This is a genomic window from Kangiella spongicola (assembly GCF_003194565.2).
GTDB classification, from domain to species: domain Bacteria; phylum Pseudomonadota; class Gammaproteobacteria; order Enterobacterales; family Kangiellaceae; genus Kangiella; species Kangiella spongicola.
This window is the reverse complement of record NZ_QICH01000003.1, coordinates 279,286-299,310: the sequence shown is the minus strand read 5'-3', so window position 1 is coordinate 299,310 and position 20,025 is coordinate 279,286. Positions and strand designations below refer to the sequence as shown.

The window sequence follows — 20,025 nt, the reverse complement described above, 5'->3', positions numbered from 1 at the left end:
TAATTCTTGGGAAGTTTCTTCGAATTAATGCTTGTTGGTATTAGGGATGATTAAACTCGGATCAACAATAAAGGATTCTTTTGATTCACGCTCGTTGGAAGACTGACCAGGGTATTCAGCACGCATTTTCTTACCAGTAACCATATTGCCTTCCTTTGTTACGGTAAAAGGCTCTTCCTCATCACTCGAGTTTTTTGCTTTATAAAGCATAATCGCCTGCATACAGGTTTCTTTCTGTTGATCCGTTAGCTTAGTGCCATCAGGCCACTTTCCGGTTTCAACAGCACTTGTGAAACGCTCGATCATGTCAGGAGTTAATGTATCTACCAGTCTTGAGAAGTCCATAGTGATATAAAATAAAGCAAGATTGGCGCAATTATGCAGAATTTATTGATAATTTGCCAGTGGCCAGATTGGGATTAAGAAATAAAGCTTAATTCGCCTGGAATCCCTTACCAGATTAAGCATGAGAAGCCCAAAACAAGCCATTGATTCACAAAAGCTTTGTGATATAGTTAACAATATTTACTGCGAAATTCTGCAGTATGGGGAAGCTACAACCACCATATAAGAGCTGTCCATGGCGTTAATCAAGGCTAAAGTGCCTACTGAATCAATTGATATCGGTATGTTTGTCGTTGAACTCGACAGGCCTTGGACAGATGTTCCTATCGCTTTTCAAAAGTTCGAAATCACAACAGAGCGAGAACTAAAGATTCTGCAAGAATATTGTAGATACGTGTATATTGAGATTGATGCTTTCCTGTGGGAAAAGAAAAAACAAGAACTTTCCGAGCACACTTCAAGTAGTACTTTACCCGAAAACACACCGATTCATCATGAACTACCTCGCGCTTCTTCCACATTTCAAGCGGCTAGAGAATTTACCATAGAGCTATTCGAGTCTGCGAAGCTGGGGCTTACGGTAGATATAAAACAAAGCAAGAGCATTGTGAACAGCTGTATGATCAGCATTCTTTCTAACGCAAATGCCCTCTTCTGGCTCACTAGAATTAAAGATAGAACCCAACATACTGCTGAACACAGCTTGCGCGTATCAGTTTTAGCAATTGCCTTCGGAAAATATCTTGGCATGAGTAAAGCGGAACTCGAGCTGTTGGGGCTCTGTGGTTTGCTACATGACTTGGGCCAGACACAAATCCCTGATGATATCATCAATAAACCAGGTCCATTGAATGAAGCCGAATACCGAGTGATGCAAAAGCACACCATACTCGGACACGAGCTAGTCATCCATGATAGCGAGATTCATGCCACCATCAAGGACGTCATTAAAAATCATCATATCCACTTTAATGGCAATGGTTATCCAAAAAGCCAAGTGCAGACGCCTTTAAGCCTATATTGCAAAATCATCAGTATCATTGACGCCTACGATGCAATGACGAGCGAAACGCTTTATAAATTGAGCAAGTCTCCACGTGAAGCGTTAAAGATTCTTTTTGACCAAAGGGATAAGCAGTTTGATGGCAAGCTAGTGGGTAAGTTTATTCAGATGCTTGGGATATATCCGCCGGGCAGTTTAGTGCGCATGACTAATGGCGAAATTGGAATCGTCACTTCCACTCACCGCCAACATAAGTTGCTGCCCAAGGTTGAGTTGGTGCAAGACAAAGATGGAAAACTAAAGCGCTCTATCATTATAGATTTACGGAAAAAACCAAAAGATGCTGAGGGCAATGTCTATAAAATTGCTGTATCACTTCCCGATGGTGCTATGGGCTTTGACATGCGTCAATACATCCAAACTACCCATCAATGCTAGCTTATTGAGCCTTTACCTACCGCCATTTTAAACAGATCTTTTAAGCTTTTACTGGACACATAGCCCCGAGTCCATCATCATATAGCACATTCAAACAAGTCATACGTTGCATATACTCAATCCATAACGGACCTAATCACCAACACTATGCTTACACTCGACCTTGCCCTTATATTATCTGGAATTTTGGCACTGGGCATCGGTGCCCAATGGCTATCTTGGTACTTAAAACAACCTTCGATTCTATTATTGCTACTGATCGGCATCGTTATCGGCCCTGTCTTTGGTTTTTTCGATCCTGACCAAGCCTTAGGCGACTTACTCTTCCCTTTTATATCGCTTGGTGTTGCGGTAATTCTCTTCGAGGGCTCACTAACTCTAGAGTTTCACGAGGTTAAAAGCCACGGGCGGGTGGTACAATTGTTAGTGTCCGTTGGGGTGCTAATTACGATTACCATAGTGTCATTAGTCGCCTATTTCTTATTCGAAATGGACCCTAAAATAGCAATTTTGTTTGGTGCTTTGGTCTGTGTCACCGGCCCCACCGTGATTGTCCCTATTTTGCGCAGTGTACGCCCCAATAAAAACATCAGCAATATTCTTCGTTGGGAAGGTATTATCATCGACCCTATCGGTGCTATCGCTGTAGTACTCGTGTATGAATACATTATTTCAGGCGGTTCGGGCGATCACGCATTGCTAGTTTTTGGTGAGATATTACTCATCAGTAGTGTTATCGGAATGATTGGTGCCTATGTTTTAGCTGTCTTATTTAAAAAGCACTTAATTCCAGAGTACTTACGAAACGTATTCGCGCTAGCTTTTGTCTTGTTGTTATTCTCAATTTCGAATCACATCGAACATGAGTCAGGCCTTTTAACCGTGACCATCATGGGTGTCGCCTTAGCTAACTGGCCAAAGTTTGAGAAAGACGACCTACTTGATTTTAAAGAATCTCTATCCCTACTCCTAATTTCGGTACTGTTTATTGTCTTAGCGGCTCGCTTAGATTTAGAAAGCCTACTTTCTATCGGCATCCCAAGTTTAATTCTTTTAGCCGTAGTGATGTTTGTGGCTCGCCCTATTTCAGTCTGGGCATCAAGCATTGGCTCTAAACTTAAGTTAAATGAAAAACTGATGATTAGCTGGATTGGACCACGCGGTATCGTCGCGGCAGCAATCTCTTCTTTATTTGCCATCAAACTCGAAGAGTACAACCTTGCGGGCACAGAATATTTGGTACCTTTGGTTTTCGTTATCATTATTGGCACAGTGCTTATTCAAAGTCTTGGTGCAAAACCTATCGGCAACCTGCTCAATGTTCGCGAAGCTTCCGATAACGGTGTATTAATTATTGGCAGTAACCCTGTGGCCTTGAAGGTCGCTCAATCGCTTCGCGATTCAGGTTTTGATGTCATCATGGCGCACAACAACTACACCAACATCTCACGCGCGCGCATGGAAGGTGTTAAAACCTATTTTGGTAACCCAGTCTCAGACCACGCGGATCGCAACTTAGACTTAATTGGGTTCGGACACCTTTTCGCCATGAGTATGGATCGTGAACTGAATACCTTGTGCGAAATTAATTATCGCCACGACTTCGGCAAGAAAAATATATACCGGTTGAAATTTAACGACGACCGCTCTAAAAATAATGGTAAAAACAAGCAAAATGGCGAGAAAAAGAACAGTCGCCAAGAGCGTACAGATTATTGGCAGTCAGCTTGGTTGTTCGGTGAAGAGGTTAACTATGGCAAGCTAGCCAGTATGATCGCCAACAACGCTAAAATTAAAACAACCAACATTACTGATAACTACAGTTATGAACAATATCGTGCTGACAATAAAAACCATATCGCACTCTTTATGATCGATAAAAGCGGTTCGCTGCAGGTATTTTCATCAGAAACGGGTAAAAATATCGATAGTGGTACTAAGATCATTGCACTGGTGCACGACCCAGACAATAAGAAAAATATCCCGAATGATAACCCAGCGAACAAGGGTCAGAAGAAACTAAAGACCTTAGCAGATAAAGAGAAAAGCATTGATGATGATTAGTCGTCAATGCACACTTTTATCAATGATTGAGTTTGCTTGATAGACATTAGTTGCTTCTCGACAACTCTGGAGAAGTACTGAAAAGAAGAAAAGCATTAGGGATTGACCAACAAACTAACCTCTTGTCGGTCATTTCTTAAAACCTAAGTGCAGTAACTGTTCTTATTCTTCTTCTGATTTTTCGAAAGAAGAGCTAACCGTCACTTCCCTAGTCTCGACTAACTGCGCAAAGTCTTGCGCTAGAAGCCTGTCCCAGCTTTCTGGCTGCACAATCGACTCGATACATACCCAGCAGTCTCTTTGTTTATGTTTTCCGTAATATAGCGCCATATCTGAAAGCTTAACTAATTTATTCCAGCTAATATCCATGGTGCTCTTATCGGCACAAGGATAGATAACCGCACCAATAGTGCAAGTAACCTCAATTTCAGTATTTTCATCAGCTTTAAACGGAGCCTGCTTTACGGCTTCTGAAAGCCTGTTTGCTAAAGCCATCATGCTTTTCTGACCATGCTCCAGTCGTGCCACTAGAAGAAACTCTTCACCGCCCCAGCGCACGAACAAATCAACATCGCGGATTGCTGTATTGATGCGGCGGGCAAACTCGATCAGAACCTTATCACCAGCGGCATGCCCATAAGTGTCGTTCACTTGTTTAAAATGATCGATATCGATTAGGTAAATACCTAGCTCATTGCTTTCCTTTGTCCCTTGAGTGCGCTTAATATAACCCAGCTCTCGCTCGATATTTTGCTCAAGGAAGCGTCGATTCTTAAGGCCAGTTAAAGTGTCAACAATGCTAAGCTCTTTATACTGTCTTGCTAAACGTCGCTTCTGGCTAAATCGAATATAAACCAACAGCATTAAAAGTATCAGAATAAAAGACATTGCTACGACGAGGCGATATTGTCCTTCGATTTGTTTTTGTTGTGCTGTTTTAAGAGCCACTTCTTTTTCAAGAAGCTCATTTTTCAACCGGTCTTCTTGCTGTTGTCGATAAAGCTCCGCTGTGGAAGCAACTGGCGAAGATGACTGTTTAAGGCGTTTCTCAAGCTTATCAATGAACAATTGATAAAAATGCTCTTGCCCCTGACTACGAAGTGATTCGTCGTCTAATTCCGAAATTCTCTTATAAACATCAATCTTAACTTCTAAAGGAGTATTGTCGTGTAAGGGTAAACACGCATTCATATCCGCATCTTTACCTATCTTATGCCTCACTAACTCGCGGTAACAATACAAATAGTAAAACTCTGTACTGTCGACTTCAGGCTGCTTATAAGACTCGGCTAAGTATTGCTCGGCTTCGACAAATTCATCGAGATATGCCGCAGACATAGATGAAAACAGCAGTGAGGATAATTTTACATTAGGAAGACTGATGTCTGTTGAATTGACTAACTTAAACCATTTCAGCGCCTCCCCATAATCGCGTAAATGGAGCGCATAAGCCACGCCAGTATTAAAACGGGCTACTACAAGGCTGGATTTAAGATAGGTAGCTTCACCTGGCTCATCTTGAATTTTTTGTTGGAGTCTTTTTATCGTTTTCTTATGTAATTCAATCCCTTTGCTCACATAATTTTCGTCACCATGGATCACATAAAGCGAAGCAAGATTCGCCATTGCATCATTCAGTGCGTAAAAATCGAGGTGTTCTCCAAGTGATAAGGCTTCGTTATAACTTTCAAAAGCTTGCTTAATATCGCCATTTCCAGACTGCTCCCAACCTAAAGTCATTAAAACCTGGGCTATAATCACCTCGTCGCCGACCTCAGTCGCATCCTCATACAGCTTTAAATAAGTATCAATGGTCGTCTCATAAGATTCATCAGCCGCCATAGCGCATAGATAGCGGTAAACTAAATCAAAGGACAATGGTGCATTTGACTGACAATATTTATCCGCCTCGGGGCTTTGAAAGTGAGAAAAATATTCAAAGGCTAAAGAGCGTCTAAATCGGTATAATTCAACCGCGTCATCAGTTTGTTCTACTTGGGAGTTTAACCAGTCGATACGAGCCTCTGGTGACATGGCCTGATATGCATCTGGGTAGGCTTCCAACTTTTCTAGCTCTTCTAAAGTAACAGCCTTCTCTAGGGGGGGCTCAGGGTTTGCGGTTATATGTTCCTCTTGAGCAAAAGCAACCGTTATTGAGCTATAAATGATAGCGAATCCAACAAGTACAACAGACATTAAGTTATTTATGGTGAGAAACATTTTCTGAATAATTATTCTAATCTTTATGGCCTAAGACCATAATAACAGTCTAAGTACGCAAGTCCACCGCAAAAAAAACTAAATATGTATAAAAAACAACCAGCTCAAGGTTCTATCTAATCCTTTTTATCAAACAATTTGAAGAAGCAAAATAATATAAAATGAGGTATTATAGACGCACAATTAATAGCCGTCTGAAAACAAAACACGCTGCACACCTGTAATAGTCCAAGGCCCTTCTCCACCAGCAGGTAATGGCATTGGAGCGTAACGTTTTTCGCCGTTAGCTTTGGTTTCTGTATTCAGAATATGCACTATCTGATTTGCTAGTTTGCTTCCTGCAACTTGGGTTTTCCATGAGCGATAACCTGCGGGCCACTCTAGTGTGTATTGGCGTGGGCGTGTGCCACCATACCCTGGAACAGTTCCTATATTTTTAAAGCGTTCGCCTAGTTCAGTTACACCGGCTTCTGCAAGTAAAAAATCTAAGCGTGAAATAATAGAGCTAGCGACGCGACTGCACCACCAAACCATTGGCAGTCGCCCTTCTTCATAATCCAAATAGGATGTTGCAGCAGAAGCGAGGAATGACCAACCAGAGTTCATCTTAGCGGTAGAGTTTTCGTCTTGATTTAAAGCGGCTTCAATAACATGATGAACATTCTCAAGCGTGACATCTTTTTGAGGCGTACCGCTAACGTCGAATAGCTCAACAGCTGTTTTAACGGCCATGTGTCGCCACTCTTTATCCCAAGGCACTTGTCCCTCTACAGAGTCAGAACTATCTACACTTTTCGCTAATTCAATTGCGCGATAATACAGAGGATCAATTGTGGCTTCGTAGAGACCATAACCAATTCTAGGTTTAGGCCAAAAGAATCGAAGTAAGCGTTGGTTCCAGCCTGCAACCGCATCTCCGACTGGCTTTTTCAAATAAATAGGTTGATGGGGAGCATCGTCTATCCATTGCACTAAGGCTCTTATAAACTCATCGTCAGTTGCATCAGCAGACGGAACAAAAGGTGGATAGGTATCTTCACCAATTAGTTCAATGCCCTGATCGTCAAGAACCACAGGATCGCTGGATGGAGCTTCAATATCTGCCTGCACACGCGCTTCCGCGTAATTCATAAAGTCGTCTTGAACCACAAAAGCTAGGCTATCCCAGTATTCGACCGCACGCTCCGTTAAACAAGCGGCTTCGACCTCTTTGCCATTATCATCAGTGATAGATGTTAACTCCAACCACTTTGAGTATTGGCGGACAAATTCAGTGCTTACCTGTGAACTATTACGATACGCCCACGGCACCATCATTCGCGCGAGCACCTCTAAGCTAAAACGGCTTCGTTGCCGAATTAGTTCGCTGAGGCTATCATCGCTCTCCCCGAGTGGCATCTTGGCGTACTTCCACTGCTGTGGATGCTCTGAAAATCGTTTAAACCATACCTTCCAACCGGCTATAAATAGAGCCGGTGTTATCGAAAAGTCCTTGGCGTGTTCAAAACTTATATTCATACTGGCCTAAATGGTTACTCATAGCTTTTGATTAATAAGCTAGGTATAGGTGGTAGATTCCAATACCTTATCCAGAATGGAAGTTTTGTGCAAATACTTGTTCAATTACTGTTCACGCTTGTCTAAGATCGCTATAATTCGCCAGCGACAAACACCAAAAGCAACGATTCAAAAGGCTGTTCATGCTATTAGCTCTGCCCACATTACAAAACAAAAAGAACTTTATTAACCACTGGCAAGGCTTTGCTGGTTCAAGCCGTGCGCTTGCAATTGTAGAACAAGCCAAGCAATCAGATCGGCCGCTTGTTGTAATTTGTAATGAAGCGTCACAGGTGTGGCATTTGCAGCTCGAAATTGAGTATTTTCTCGGCAAAGATGCTAAGGCGGAAGCCAAACTCCCTGTTTTCAGTTTCCCAGACTGGGAAACACTGCCCTACGATAACTTTAGCCCACACCAAGATATCGTCTCCCAGCGACTGCTGACGCTTTATCAGCTTCCCCGTTTAAAACAGGGCATTGTCTTAATTAGCGTAAGCACCCTACTGCTTAAGCTCCCGCCACGTCAGTATATTGAGCAAAACAGTTTAATCATGCGTACAGGCCAAGAGCTGGATATGCATGAAGTGCGGAGCCTCTTTGAGCAACACGGCTACCATGCCGTAAATCAAGTCTACTCACATGGTGAGTTTGCGGTTCGTGGCTCAATTCTTGACGTTTTCCCTATGGGCTGCGATAAGCCGCTTCGTATCGATTTTTTCGATGACGAGATTGATACTATTCGATATTTCGACCCAGAAAGTCAGCTATCCGAAGAAACCATCAACAATTTCGAGCTACTCCCTGCGAAAGAATTTCCTTTAGATAAAGAAGGAATTGAAACTTTTCGTCAGAACTTTCGAAGTGCTTTCGATGTAGATCTACAAAAAGTTTGGCTTTACCAAGAGGTCAGTAAAGGTAACGCGCCTGCAGGGATCGAGTACTACTTGCCCCTGTTTTTTAATCAGCTCGATGAAAACGGCCTCGAAACACTTTTTGAATATTTGCCTGAAAGCTCAATAATCTGCTCGCTAGGAGTGCATGATGAGGCTATCAACAGTTATTGGGATGAAATTAACGAACGATATCAGCAGCGACGCCATGATATCGAAAGGCCTATTCTCGAACCAAAAGAGCTGTATTTAGAAAAAGACCAGCTTAATGGCCTACTGAAAAATAGCATTCGTATTCGGTTAGAGCCCTCGTCGCCTGATCAAGAATCTCTGACAAGCCCAGTGCCACAAATGCCAATTGAGCATAAAGCTGAAGATCCTGCACACCACTTGCGGAATTTCTTGAGCCATTGGCAAGGTCAGACCTTAATTGCCACAGAATCCCCAGGGCGCCGCGAAGCCTTGAAGGACCTGCTTGAGCGACATGACATACATACCCAAGTTTCGAATAGTTGGGAGTCTTCAAGCCAAAATGTTACCGAAAACCGTGTAGAAGTCGGCGTAGCCCCATTAACTCAAGGCTTTGTAGTCGGCAAACTAGCCGTTATCACCGAGATGGAGCTGTTTGGCGAACAAGCCATTCAGCGACGAACCGTTGAGCGCGACCAAAAGCCATCGATTCAAGCCGAAGATGTCATCCGTAATCTGGCAGAGCTAAAAGAAGGCGATCCTGTGGTTCATGTTGAACAGGGAATCGGGCGTTACCGTGGCCTTGAGAAACTCGCTAGTGGTGACTTGGAAGCTGAGTATTTAATGATCGAATACTCTGGTGGCGATAAACTCTATATCCCCGTTCAGTCCCTACACCTCATTAGCCGCTACTCAGGCACTAACCCTGAATTAGCTCCATGGCATAAACTGGGTACAGAAAGTTGGGATAAAGCGAAAACCAAAGCCGCGGAAAGAGCACGCGACGTTGCTGCCGAGTTGCTTGATGTTTATGCGCGCCGAGAAGCCAAGAAAGGCTTTGCTTACCCACTCGATGAAGCTGAATATAATCGCTTTAGTAGTGAATTCCGTTTTGATGAAACGCCCGATCAAGTCACGGCTATTAACTCAGTCATTAGAGATATGACTGCGCCACAGCCAATGGATCGTTTAGTTTGTGGTGATGTTGGCTTTGGTAAAACAGAAGTTGCCCTGCGTGCTGCCTTTATCGCTGCTCACGCTGGCAAACAAGTGGCGGTTTTAGTGCCAACCACCCTGCTCGCACAGCAACATCTCGAAAACTTTAATGATCGGTTTGCCGATTGGCCAATCAAAGTCGCGGCTCTTTCACGATTCGCTACTGCCAAAGAAGTCAAAGAAACGCTAAAAGGGCTTGAAGATGGTACCGTCGATATTGTGGTGGGTACCCATAAAATCATACAGCAAGACGTTAAATTTAAACGCTTAGGCTTGCTAATTATTGATGAAGAACACCGTTTTGGGGTGCGCCAAAAAGAGCAACTAAAAAAATACCGCTCAGAGGTGGATATTTTAACGCTGACAGCCACACCAATCCCAAGAACATTAAATATGTCAATGTCTGGCATGCGAGATCTGTCCATCATCGCAACGCCACCGGCCAAACGTTTATCGGTCAAAACCTTTGTCCGTGAGCACAACAAAGCGCTTATCCGCGAAGCTGTTTTACGTGAAATTCTTCGTGGCGGACAAGTCTATTTTCTGCATAATAGCGTTGAAAGTATTGAGCGAACGGTGCGAGAGCTTGAAGAGCTGCTGCCGGAAGCACGAATACAGTTTGCCCACGGGCAAATGCGTGAACGCGAGTTAGAACAAGTCATGCGCGATTTCTATCACCAGCGTTTTAATCTATTGGTGTGTACAACAATTGTTGAAACAGGTATCGATAATCCCAATGCCAACACCATGATTATCGATCGTGCTGATAAATTTGGCTTAGCACAGCTGCATCAACTGCGCGGACGCGTTGGCCGCTCACATCACCAGGCCTACGCCTACCTGCTTACGCCTGCCGAGAGAAAGATTACACGCGACGCTGAAAAACGCTTAGACGCCATCGCGTCGTTAGAGGACTTAGGCGCAGGCTTTACCCTAGCGACTCACGATTTAGAAATTCGCGGTGCTGGTGAATTACTCGGTGAGGAGCAGTCTGGTCAGATGCAGGCGGTAGGTTTTACCCTGTTTATGGACATGCTTGAGCAAGCCATTAAAGACATTAAAGAAGGCAAGGAGCCGAGTTTACAGCAAACTCTTAGCCAGAAAACGGAAGTCGAACTAGGCGTTTCAGCCATCATTCCTGACGATTATATTGGTGATGTGGCAACTCGACTATCGCTTTATAAGCGTATTGCTAGCGCCAAGACAATCGACGAGTTAGATCGCTTACAAGTCGAGTTTATCGACCGCTTTGGCATTTTACCGCCAGAACTTAAAAACCTGTTTGCCATTAACGAGCTTATTCTCGAGGCGGTGCCATTAGGAATTAGCAAAATCGATTTAGTGCACTCAGGTGTTCGTATTCGCTTTAATCAGGATAGTCCTATCGATCCGACTAAAATCATTAAGTTGATACAGATGAACCCAGCTTTATACCGTTTTGAACAAAACGTCATTCTTAAAATTCTAACTGAAGAAGAAGAGCTTAAACCCTTACTAAAAGCGATAAGGCTGGTATTTGAGAAGCTTAAGTAGCCACAACTAGGGCTAGGCATATACCAATTTCGTGTTAAACTCATTGCTCCATATGGGGTGATACAACTACTATTTAAACTGATGAAAAACAAACTAATACAACTACTTATAACCTTTTTGCTTGCGTTCTCGGCGGTTAGCCTCAAGGCTCAAACCGTATTCGATGTGGAAATGGTATTCTTCAAACGCATTGGCGATCTTCATTTTACTGGGCAACAAGAGCCCATTACTCTGGATGAGACTGAAGTTAGCGAATACCTATTAGCGGGTTCAGAAAGCTTATTGCCCGAAGGCTATGCCCTATTAGCTCGTAACGAAAGAACTCTTGAGGGTGTTTATCGTCGCTTACGCTCTAGTCCAGAAATGCGTCCCCTGCTACATATCGGCTGGCGTCAAGAACTCAAAAATAAAAATGAAACGCCTTGGCTAACTTTTAGTCTACAAGACCAGCCTGAACAAGAAGGTTTAGAGGGCTTTCAGGGCGTAATACGCTTGAGCCGAAATCAAGGGCTGTTACTAGAGAGCAGAACTATTGGTTATAAAGAAATTCCGGACAGCCCGAGTACAGAGACTGAAGCAATTGACACTAACCAAGATGCAGAACTATTAGATCTGCCTTTTGAAACAGAATCCGAACAAGTCCCTACAGAAAATGATGCCGTCAACGCCGCCAAAGAAGAAGTTACTGTTCAAGACTTACAAATGCCAGATCAACTGAGCGGTTTTTTTGAAATGTCAGAGACAATTAAAGTAAAGTTGGGCAAGCTGTATTATATCGATCACCCGACTATGGGACTTTTGGTTAAAGTGACGCCCTATCAAGCCAGCCTTGAAGAGCAAGAATCTTTAAACTAACTATCGTATTAATTAAAAGGAAGCTGTATGAGTAATGTTGTTGTACTTGGTGCCGGTATGGTCGGTAGTGTTATCGCACGAGATATGTCCGAAAAACACGAAGTATCGGTTGTCGACAATAATACACAAACACTGAAACTGTTTAAAAAGCGTTTACCGTCTATCGATACCATTGAAGCTGATGCCCTTAATGGTGAAGCGTTAAAAGAAATACTAGAGCCTTTCGATCTAGTAATTTCAGCAGTACCAGGACACTTGGGCTTCAATACTCTAAAAAACATCATTGAGTCTGGTAAAAATGTGGTGGATATCTCTTTTGCCGCTGAAAACTGTCTCGAACTGGATTACCTTGCGAAAAAACACAAGGTTACAGCTGTAATTGACTGTGGTGTTGCGCCGGGTATGGATAACCTTCTACTTGGTTTTCACAATACCAAAATTGAGGTGACTGACTTCGAGTGTTATGTCGGCGGTCTCCCAAAAATCCGTACAAAGCCATTCGAGTACAAAGCTCCTTTCTCGCCTATCGACGTTATTGCTGAATACACGCGACCTGTACACTATTTTGAAAATGGACGTGAGCTGGTAAAAGAACCACTTACAGATCGTGAGCTAATCGATTTTGATCGCGTTGGTACGCTAGAAGCTTTTAACACGGATGGTTTACGCAGTTTGATTTATACCATGAATCATATTCCGAATATGAAAGAGAAAACACTGCGCTACCCGGGTCATGTGGAAGCTATTCGAACACTGAAACAAAGTGGCTTTTTTGATACCGAGCCAGTAACCGTAAATGGTATGGAAATCAGTCCTTTAGAGTTCACATCTAAAGTGCTTATTAATGAATGGAAGTTAAAGCGTAAAGAGCCTGAGTACACTATCATGCGAGTAAGAATTAGTGGTCTTGAAAACGGCAAACGCAAAGAGTTTATTTACGATCTTTTCGATGAGTACGACACCATTAAAGAAGAAACTTCGATGGCGCGAACAACTGGCTTTGCTGCTAATGCGGTCGCTAACTTGATCCTTAAGCAAAAATTTGACAAGGTCGGAGTCTATGCGCCAGAGCATATCGGCGGCCATACAGATTGTTGTAAAACGGTTATCGACTATATGGAAGAACGCAAAGTCCGCTACCGCCTAGAAGTGAACAACTTGGACTAATCACCACTAAAGCACAAAGGAGCTTTATGAAAGCACTAAACGATAAACAAATTGAAGCCGTAAAAGAACATTTCAATTTTTTCGACCGCGATAACAACGGTGCTATCGATGTTGAAGAGTTTGCAGAATTATTGAGAGTTTTGTCACCTGAATCTACTCAAGAACAAGCTCAAAAAGGATTCTCGCTGATAGACACTGACGGTAGCGGCTATATTGAGTTTGATGAATTTCTTGAATGGTGGAAAACCTGCTGGTGGGAATATTAGGACGCCCTCTTTTCTCTTACTGTGGCTCTAATATAGAGCCATTTACAAACCCACTTCGCCCTAAAGCACAATAGAACAAACAATACTGTAATAACTTCCTCTAATTTATTGGGACTTTTCGGTCCGACTACACCGCCCTAGCATTACGGACTTATCTCGATGCAAAAGTTTTATTTTAATAATATTTACTAATGAATAGCATCTAATCTATAGAGATATCTTTTCAAACTTGTCCGACCAGCTCTAAACTTGTACAAACTTTAATCAACGAGCCTAAAATTTACTGGCGGAAATGGGTCTTGAGTGGTAAGGTTGCTCCGCAAAATTGAGATACAAGAAGATACAATTCTTGCTAATCGGTTTAATTTAAGTCAGGGGACTTTATGGAATTCTTACAAGAGTTAGGTATTAAAGCGGTCAACCAATCTGCGAGTTGGGGCCAGGGTTATACCGATACTCAAGATGCAGGTGTGATTGAATCAATCAACCCTGCCACAGGCGAATTAATAGCTAAAGTAAATGCTACGTCTGAAGAAGATTACAACCTCGTCATGCAGCAAGCTGAAAAAGCTTTTGCTGAATGGCGTATGGTCCCTGCCCCAGTCAGAGGTGAATTAGTTCGCCAAATGGCAGAAGCTTTACGTCAGCATAAAGATGCCTTAGGAAGTTTGGTCAGTGCCGAAATGGGCAAGATCAAAGCCGAAGGCGATGGTGAAGTTCAAGAAATGATTGATATGGCTGACTTCGCAGTCGGTCAATCGCGTATGCTTTACGGCAAAACCATGCACTCTGAACGCCCTGAGCACAGAATGTATGAGCAATGGCACCCGCTGGGTGTTACAGGCGTTATTTCCGCTTTTAACTTCCCTGTCGCGGTTTGGTCATGGAATGCATTTGTCGCTGCTGTTTGTGGAAATACGGTGGTATGGAAACCATCACCAAAGACGCCATTAGCCGCTATTGCAGTACAGAATATCTGCAACAAAGTTTTAGAGAAAAACGGTTACAAGGGTATCTTCTGTCTATTTATAGATACCGAAGAAAACGCTTTATCACAGAAGTTTATAGAAGATAAGCGTGTTAAGAAGATGTCATTCACTGGTTCTAGCGAAATCGGCCGTATGGTTGGCATGAAGGTCGCAGAACGAATGGGTAAGTCCCTTCTTGAGCTATCGGGCAACAATGCTCTGATTCTCGATGAATCGGCCGATTTAGACTTAGCCGTTCCTGCTGTGGTATTCGGTGCAGTTGGAACCGCTGGGCAACGCTGTACATCCACGCGACGCTTAATTGTCCATAAAAACGTAGCCGACGAAGTCATTTCGGCCATCGCTAAAGCTTACAAGCAGGTTAAGATTGGCAACCCGCTCGATAACGATACCTTGATGGGCCCTCTTATCGACGAGCAGGCAGTGAAAAATTTTGAGCATACGGTAGCTAAAGCCAAAGAAGCTGGTGGCGAAATACTGGCTGGTGGTAACCGTAAAGAAGGCGCAGGCCACTTTGTTGAGCCTACTTTTATTCGTGCAGAAAATCATTGGGACATCGTTCAAACTGAAACCTTCGCCCCAATTTTGTATGTGATGACCTTTGACACGATTGATGAAGCAATTGCGATGCAAAATCACTCTAAAGCGGGTCTATCATCAGCAATATTCACTAGCGATATAAAAAATGCCGAGCGGTTCCTGTCAGCCATAGGCTCTGATTGTGGTATTGCTAACGTCAACATAGGCACTTCTGGTGCTGAGATTGGCGGTGCATTCGGTGGTGAAAAAGACACTGGCGGCGGACGTGAAGCAGGCTCAGATGCTTGGAAAGCGTACATGCGACGTCAAACGAATACTATTTTCTGGGGTGAAACTCCAGTACTCGCCCAGGGCATAAAGTTCGATCTGGGCTAATTGATTTTTATTGATGCCACACCATGAGTTGTGGCTTTTGTTGTTTTCCTTTTAATAGGAGTTTTATATGGCGGTTTTTAACCTTCGTGCTTATGATGATCACGAACAAATCGTATTTTGCCGAGACGTAGAGTCCGGACTTAAAGCAATTATTTGTGTGCACAACACAAACCTAGGACCAGCCGTTGGTGGCTGTCGTATGTGGGACTACAATTCAGATGAAGGCGCTTTAATTGACGCACTTCGTCTATCCCGAGGCATGACTTATAAAAATGCTATGGCTGGCCTAAAAATGGGTGGCGGTAAATCGGTCATCATCGGTAACTCTAAGACTATGAAGTCTGAAGAGTTATTCCGTGCCTTCGGTCGCTTCGTTGACAAATTAAGCGGTAAATACATCACTGCTGAAGATGTCGGTATCAACCCGCAAGATATGGCTATCGTGAACAAAGAAACTGATCACGTTCTTGGTCTTGAAGGCAAGTCTGGCGACCCTTCTCCAGTAACTGCTTACGGTGTTTTTACTGGCCTTAGAGCGGCTGTAAACCACCGCCTAGGTCGTAGCGACTTAGATGGCTTAAAAGTGTCTGTTCAAGGTCTAGGTCACGTAGGTTACTACCTATGCCGTCATCTTCACGAGCAAGGTGCAAAACTTATCGTTACTGATATCAACAAAGAAAGTGTTGATCGCGTGGTTGACGAGTTTGGTGCAACAGCTGTTGATACTGACGAAATTTATCACCAAGACGTTGATGTTTATGCTCCATGTGCACTTGGCGCAACCATCAATGACAATACAATTCCTAAAATCCGTGCCTCAGTGATTGCTGGCGCAGCTAACAACCAGTTAGCAGAAGATCGCCACGGCGATATTCTTATGGAAAAAGGTATTTTGTACGCACCTGATTACGTTATTAACGCTGGTGGTATCATCAACGTGTCGTTCGAAGAGAACTACAACCGTGATGCAGCGCTTAAGAAAGTAGACGAAATCTACGGCACTTTAACCGAAGTTTTCGACGCTTCTAAAGCTGAAGGCCGTCCAACTAACGTTATTGCTGATGAATTAGCACGTAAACGTGTTGCAGACGCTAAGAAATAAGCCTTAGTAGGCAATAAAAAAGCGAGCTCTATGCTCGCTTTTTTGTGCTTGTTAATCGCTGATTAGAACAACTTAACTCGGTGGAAGCTTTATCAAAAACTTCCACCAAGAAAGTCCAGCCTCTTAATCTATCGCATACTGGAAGTAGATACGATAGGCGGTTGACCAAACTGGGAAATCCACCTTCATCAAGAAGCAGGTATAGTCATCTCTGCTACACTTTGACATTGAGAATAGATCATCGACCAATTCATTAGCCATTGGATAACCAAGCTTTTCACTGAAGTCTTCGTGAGGACCACAAAGTCCTAAATCAGCTTCGTCATGGAAACGATCGAACCACAGAGAATCTGGACTTGTAATAATATTGCTAAGCTGGGCACCACTTGAATAAATACCGGCATTAGCCACACTACGCATGGCGTACTTTTTGTCCAAGAAGCACACTAGATATAAAGACTTTGTTGGGTAACGCGTATGAGCGCCCACACAACTGGCGTTCTTGCCGCCATGGAATGGTCCTAATTGCTCTTGAGGGTAATTTTTGATGACCCCAATATTCTGCTCTTCATTACCAGCATTTTCTGTTGGAACCACCATCCAGTTATCGCCCTTGGTGAAATCATTTATTCGGTTAGAAATAGACGGACTGGTCAATTCTTTGATCACAGAAACAGAGCTCAAACTGTCGCCAAGCTGATCCGTATTCGACACTAATTCTGGCTTATTTACCTCTATTGAGTCTTCGCCTGGCACGATTGGAACCATAATCGGTCTTGAGTTTTCAGTAGTTTGACAGCCTTCATAGTAGCTGAGCGTGAACTGCTGAAGGTATTTGGCGTTTTGTTGGCTTTCTTTAATGATGCAGGCAAAAAATGAGCTCTCCATCGACTCGCCCGTAACCAACTTGGCAGCTTCATACAAAGCTTGACGTGCATCTTTCTTAGACGTAGTAGCCTCTGAACCTGTGGAACTAGACTCTTTTACTAGCTTCTTCAAGGCTGAATGGCTACGAGAGTATTCGTAGATAAGATTTTCGAAGCGCTGAACTGCAGAGCGAGCATCTTCAATTAGCTTCGGGTTAATACTCTTTTCTTGAGCAAGGTCAATAAAGCCCTTTAAACCTGCTGGCCCTGGTAGGCTCTCAATAACCTCAAGCCCATCCACAGCCTTATTAATGGTTTCAACCATTCTCTGACAGGTCGATTTATTGGCCGTTAACCATTTCGACATTCCCGTAATGGTTTTGGCATGATTTGGGAAGTCCTCCACAAGGTTGGCTAACCCATTCTTAATGCGTTCTCCCTCACGACCTATAAGTGATAACTCTTTACGAGATAATGTCTTACTCACGGTTCTCTCCACTAAAAAAGCAAATCTGCATTTATCAAGTCATTATTGCATAATCCATGATTTACCTCACATAATTTTTTGCGATATTTATTGAATAATGCGCTACTTTGAGAAGTAAATCGATACATTTAGCTAAACATATATGAATTCAAATATCTTATAAAGCCTTAATCTTTTACTAAATTTTAAATATGTTTTATGCAAGCCAACAAAAGGTGTAAAAATCTCTGACACTTTTTGCGCAAAAACGAAATATATCTCAAACGAATGTTCATGGCTAGTTTATTTAACGTTTTTTTGAGCTTGCCTGTTATTGGAGAAAATCACCAACAATCACTTTCAAGACTAATCCCAAATAAGTTTTGATTGTTTTTCATACAAAAAAGTACGAAAAAGTATTGCAATTTGAGCAAAAAAGCGTATAAAGCACAGTCTAAATTGTGCTGGTTAAAGCTGTTTTTATTGAGTTTGATTAATTAAAACAGATTATATGATAACTACTTGAATTTATTATATTTTAGCCTGCTCAGTAGGTCTGGGAAGTTTCTATCGTTACGCCCCCAGAGTTTATAAATTTAGAGCTTTCACTATCAATTTTGGCTCTAACTTGCTTATGGCTCCCAAATAAATAGGAGATTACAGAAGTGTATAAAGACTTCGACTATAACCAAGAGATTGATCCTACTGACGCAACAGACACTCAGTGGCCTTCTTTTAAGAACGTCAATGAGAACGATGAGCGAAACGATCATTTCATACAACGTGATGGCAAGCAGTTTGCCGGTACGCACCTAATCATAGATTTATGGGGCGCCTCTAAACTTGATAATTTACAGGTTATGGAGCAAGCCTTTCGTGAAGCTGTGACCGAATGCGGCGCTACCCTGCTCCATATCCACATGCACCATTTTACGCCTAACGGTGGCATTTCTGGTGTTGCTGTACTTGCAGAATCTCACATAAGTGTCCACACTTGGCCTGAACGCGACTATGCTGCGTTTGATGTTTTCATGTGCGGTGATGCTGAACCGCATAAAGCCGCTGAAATCCTACGCAAAGCTTTTTTACCATCGGAGTTATCGGTAAAAGAAATTTTGCGCGGTGAAGTTCACAATTAACAAAGCCAAGCTAAGAGATATTAAATAAGACAATGAGCAAACGTTTTATAGAAACGCTTTACAAAACTTATGGCCAAAGTTTTGTCATCGATGAGATTTTGTTTGAAAGCAAAACCGACCACCAACACCTGATCATCTTTAATAATGAGCAGTTCGGTCGCGTTATGGCTTTAGATGGTGTTATCCAAACCACTGAAAAAGACGAATTCATTTACCATGAAATGCTGGCGCATGTGCCTTTATTCGCCCATGGCAATGCTAAGCGTGTTTTAATTATTGGTGGTGGTGATGGCGGTATCCTGCGCGAAGTTCTGCGTCACCCTGAAGTTGAGCATGTAACTATGGTTGAGATTGATCAAGCCGTGGTCGATATGTGCAAAAAGCACTTTCCTGCTCATTCGGACGGTGCCTTCGATGATTCGCGCGTAAATCTTGTGATTAATGATGGCGTGGAATTTATCGTCAACAACAGCGACAAATTCGATGTAATTATTTCGGACTCAACTGATCCAGAAGGTCCTGGTGAAGTGCTGTTCAGCTCACGTTTTTATGAGGGCTGCAAAAACAGCCTTACTGATGGTGGTATCCTAGCCACTCAAAACGGCGTAAGCTTTATGCAAATCGATGAAGTTGTTACCACTTATAAACGTTTCGAAGGCTTGTTCGCGGATCGCTGGTTCTACAGCGCTCCAGTGCCAACCTATATCGGCGGCATTATGACATTAGCGTGGGGAACTGATGATGAATCACTGCGCCAACAGTCTGCGCAAGAGATTCGCGAGCGATTTACGAAGAGCAACATCAAGACCAGGTATTACACGCCTGAGCTTCATGTCGCCAGCTTTGCGCTACCCCAGTATGTGGTTGATGCTTTAAAGTAAACCTTCATACGAACGGACAATCCAAGGCGGGCTAATAAGCACCGCCTTTTTTGTGCCTCGATGTCGAGCAACTTGTCGAGCAAAATGAAAAATTCGGCTACCCTGTTTAAAAGACTGGATTGCCTTTATACTAACCTACTGATT

14 protein-coding genes are annotated in these 20,025 nt (G+C 43.0%); 10 read left to right on the top strand and 4 right to left on the bottom strand.

Annotated features, from left to right (window positions below; translation table 11 throughout):
• Positions 1 to 24: 24 nt before the first annotated feature.
• Entirely contained in the window at positions 25 to 345 is a 321-nt protein-coding gene (locus DL796_RS10230) for a YeaC family protein (protein WP_227593059.1), read from the bottom strand.
• 235 nt (positions 346 to 580) lie between these two features.
• Between DL796_RS10230 and DL796_RS10225 the strand changes: the two genes are divergently transcribed.
• Both DL796_RS10225 and DL796_RS10220 read left to right on the top strand, forming a co-directional pair.
• A complete protein-coding gene (locus DL796_RS10225) occupies positions 581 to 1,786 on the top strand; it encodes an HD-GYP domain-containing protein (RefSeq protein WP_110201610.1) in 1,206 nt (401 codons plus the stop codon).
• Positions 1,787 to 1,933: 147 nt separating this feature from the next.
• Positions 1,934 to 3,850, top strand: coding sequence for a cation:proton antiporter (locus DL796_RS10220; protein ID WP_110201609.1), 1,917 nt, complete (start codon positions 1,934 to 1,936; stop codon positions 3,848 to 3,850).
• Between the two features lie 162 nt (positions 3,851 to 4,012).
• On the opposite strand, the gene DL796_RS10215 is transcribed toward DL796_RS10220, so the two are convergent.
• A complete protein-coding gene (locus DL796_RS10215) occupies positions 4,013 to 6,046 on the bottom strand; it encodes a GGDEF domain-containing protein (protein WP_170114250.1) in 2,034 nt (677 codons plus the stop codon).
• A 207-nt stretch (positions 6,047 to 6,253) separates the two neighbouring features.
• Positions 6,254 to 7,588, bottom strand: a complete 1,335-nt coding sequence (locus DL796_RS10210; protein WP_110201607.1) for a hypothetical protein — start codon at positions 7,586 to 7,588, stop codon at positions 6,254 to 6,256.
• A 182-nt stretch (positions 7,589 to 7,770) separates the two neighbouring features.
• Between DL796_RS10210 and mfd the strand changes: the two genes are divergently transcribed.
• The 6 genes from mfd (at position 7,771) to DL796_RS10180 (ending at position 16,529) form a co-directional block, all read left to right on the top strand.
• A complete protein-coding gene (mfd, locus tag DL796_RS10205; protein ID WP_110201606.1) occupies positions 7,771 to 11,235 on the top strand; it encodes a transcription-repair coupling factor in 3,465 nt (1,154 codons plus the stop codon).
• A gap of 81 nt (positions 11,236 to 11,316) precedes the next feature.
• Complete coding sequence (locus tag DL796_RS10200; protein ID WP_110201605.1) at positions 11,317 to 12,090, top strand: CsiV family protein; 774 nt, start codon at positions 11,317 to 11,319, stop codon at positions 12,088 to 12,090.
• Positions 12,091 to 12,117: 27 nt separating this feature from the next.
• Positions 12,118 to 13,257: a saccharopine dehydrogenase family protein gene (locus DL796_RS10195; protein WP_110201604.1), complete on the top strand. Its 1,140-nt coding sequence runs from the start codon at positions 12,118 to 12,120 to the stop codon at positions 13,255 to 13,257.
• Positions 13,258 to 13,283: 26 nt separating this feature from the next.
• A complete protein-coding gene (locus DL796_RS10190; protein WP_110201603.1) occupies positions 13,284 to 13,523 on the top strand; it encodes an EF-hand domain-containing protein in 240 nt (79 codons plus the stop codon).
• A gap of 383 nt (positions 13,524 to 13,906) precedes the next feature.
• Positions 13,907 to 15,427, top strand: coding sequence for an L-piperidine-6-carboxylate dehydrogenase (gene amaB / locus DL796_RS10185; protein WP_110201602.1), 1,521 nt, complete (start codon positions 13,907 to 13,909; stop codon positions 15,425 to 15,427).
• 67 nt (positions 15,428 to 15,494) lie between these two features.
• Positions 15,495 to 16,529: a Glu/Leu/Phe/Val family dehydrogenase gene (locus DL796_RS10180; RefSeq protein ID WP_110201601.1), complete on the top strand. Its 1,035-nt coding sequence runs from the start codon at positions 15,495 to 15,497 to the stop codon at positions 16,527 to 16,529.
• A 123-nt stretch (positions 16,530 to 16,652) separates the two neighbouring features.
• Here DL796_RS10180 and DL796_RS10175 read toward each other — a convergent pair whose 3' ends face one another.
• Positions 16,653 to 17,882: a hypothetical protein gene (locus DL796_RS10175; RefSeq protein ID WP_110201600.1), complete on the bottom strand. Its 1,230-nt coding sequence runs from the start codon at positions 17,880 to 17,882 to the stop codon at positions 16,653 to 16,655.
• Positions 17,883 to 18,526: 644 nt separating this feature from the next.
• Between DL796_RS10175 and speD the strand changes: the two genes are divergently transcribed.
• Positions 18,527 to 19,000, top strand: a complete 474-nt coding sequence (gene speD / locus DL796_RS10170; protein ID WP_110201599.1) for an adenosylmethionine decarboxylase — start codon at positions 18,527 to 18,529, stop codon at positions 18,998 to 19,000.
• Positions 19,001 to 19,032: 32 nt separating this feature from the next.
• A complete protein-coding gene (speE, locus tag DL796_RS10165; protein WP_110201598.1) occupies positions 19,033 to 19,881 on the top strand; it encodes a polyamine aminopropyltransferase in 849 nt (282 codons plus the stop codon).
• The last annotated feature ends 144 nt before the right edge of the window (positions 19,882 to 20,025 follow it).

Excerpts from the sequence above, each read along its gene's own strand:
- speE (WP_110201598.1), top strand. The coding sequence starts at position 19,033 with ATGAGCAAACGTTTTATAGAAACGCTTTACAAAACTTATGGCCAAAGT.
- DL796_RS10220 (WP_110201609.1), top strand. The coding sequence starts at position 1,934 with ATGCTTACACTCGACCTTGCCCTTATATTATCTGGAATTTTGGCACTG.
- DL796_RS10215 (WP_170114250.1), bottom strand. The coding sequence starts at position 6,046 with ATGTCTGTTGTACTTGTTGGATTCGCTATCATTTATAGCTCAATAACG.
- mfd (WP_110201606.1), top strand. The coding sequence starts at position 7,771 with ATGCTATTAGCTCTGCCCACATTACAAAACAAAAAGAACTTTATTAAC.
- DL796_RS10180 (WP_110201601.1), top strand. The coding sequence starts at position 15,495 with ATGGCGGTTTTTAACCTTCGTGCTTATGATGATCACGAACAAATCGTA.
- amaB (WP_110201602.1), top strand. The coding sequence starts at position 13,907 with ATGGAATTCTTACAAGAGTTAGGTATTAAAGCGGTCAACCAATCTGCG.
- DL796_RS10225 (WP_110201610.1), top strand. The coding sequence starts at position 581 with ATGGCGTTAATCAAGGCTAAAGTGCCTACTGAATCAATTGATATCGGT.
- DL796_RS10195 (WP_110201604.1), top strand. The coding sequence starts at position 12,118 with ATGAGTAATGTTGTTGTACTTGGTGCCGGTATGGTCGGTAGTGTTATC.
- DL796_RS10190 (WP_110201603.1), top strand. The coding sequence starts at position 13,284 with ATGAAAGCACTAAACGATAAACAAATTGAAGCCGTAAAAGAACATTTC.
- DL796_RS10200 (WP_110201605.1), top strand. The coding sequence starts at position 11,317 with ATGAAAAACAAACTAATACAACTACTTATAACCTTTTTGCTTGCGTTC.
- DL796_RS10230 (WP_227593059.1), bottom strand. The coding sequence starts at position 345 with ATGGACTTCTCAAGACTGGTAGATACATTAACTCCTGACATGATCGAG.
- DL796_RS10210 (WP_110201607.1), bottom strand. The coding sequence starts at position 7,588 with ATGAATATAAGTTTTGAACACGCCAAGGACTTTTCGATAACACCGGCT.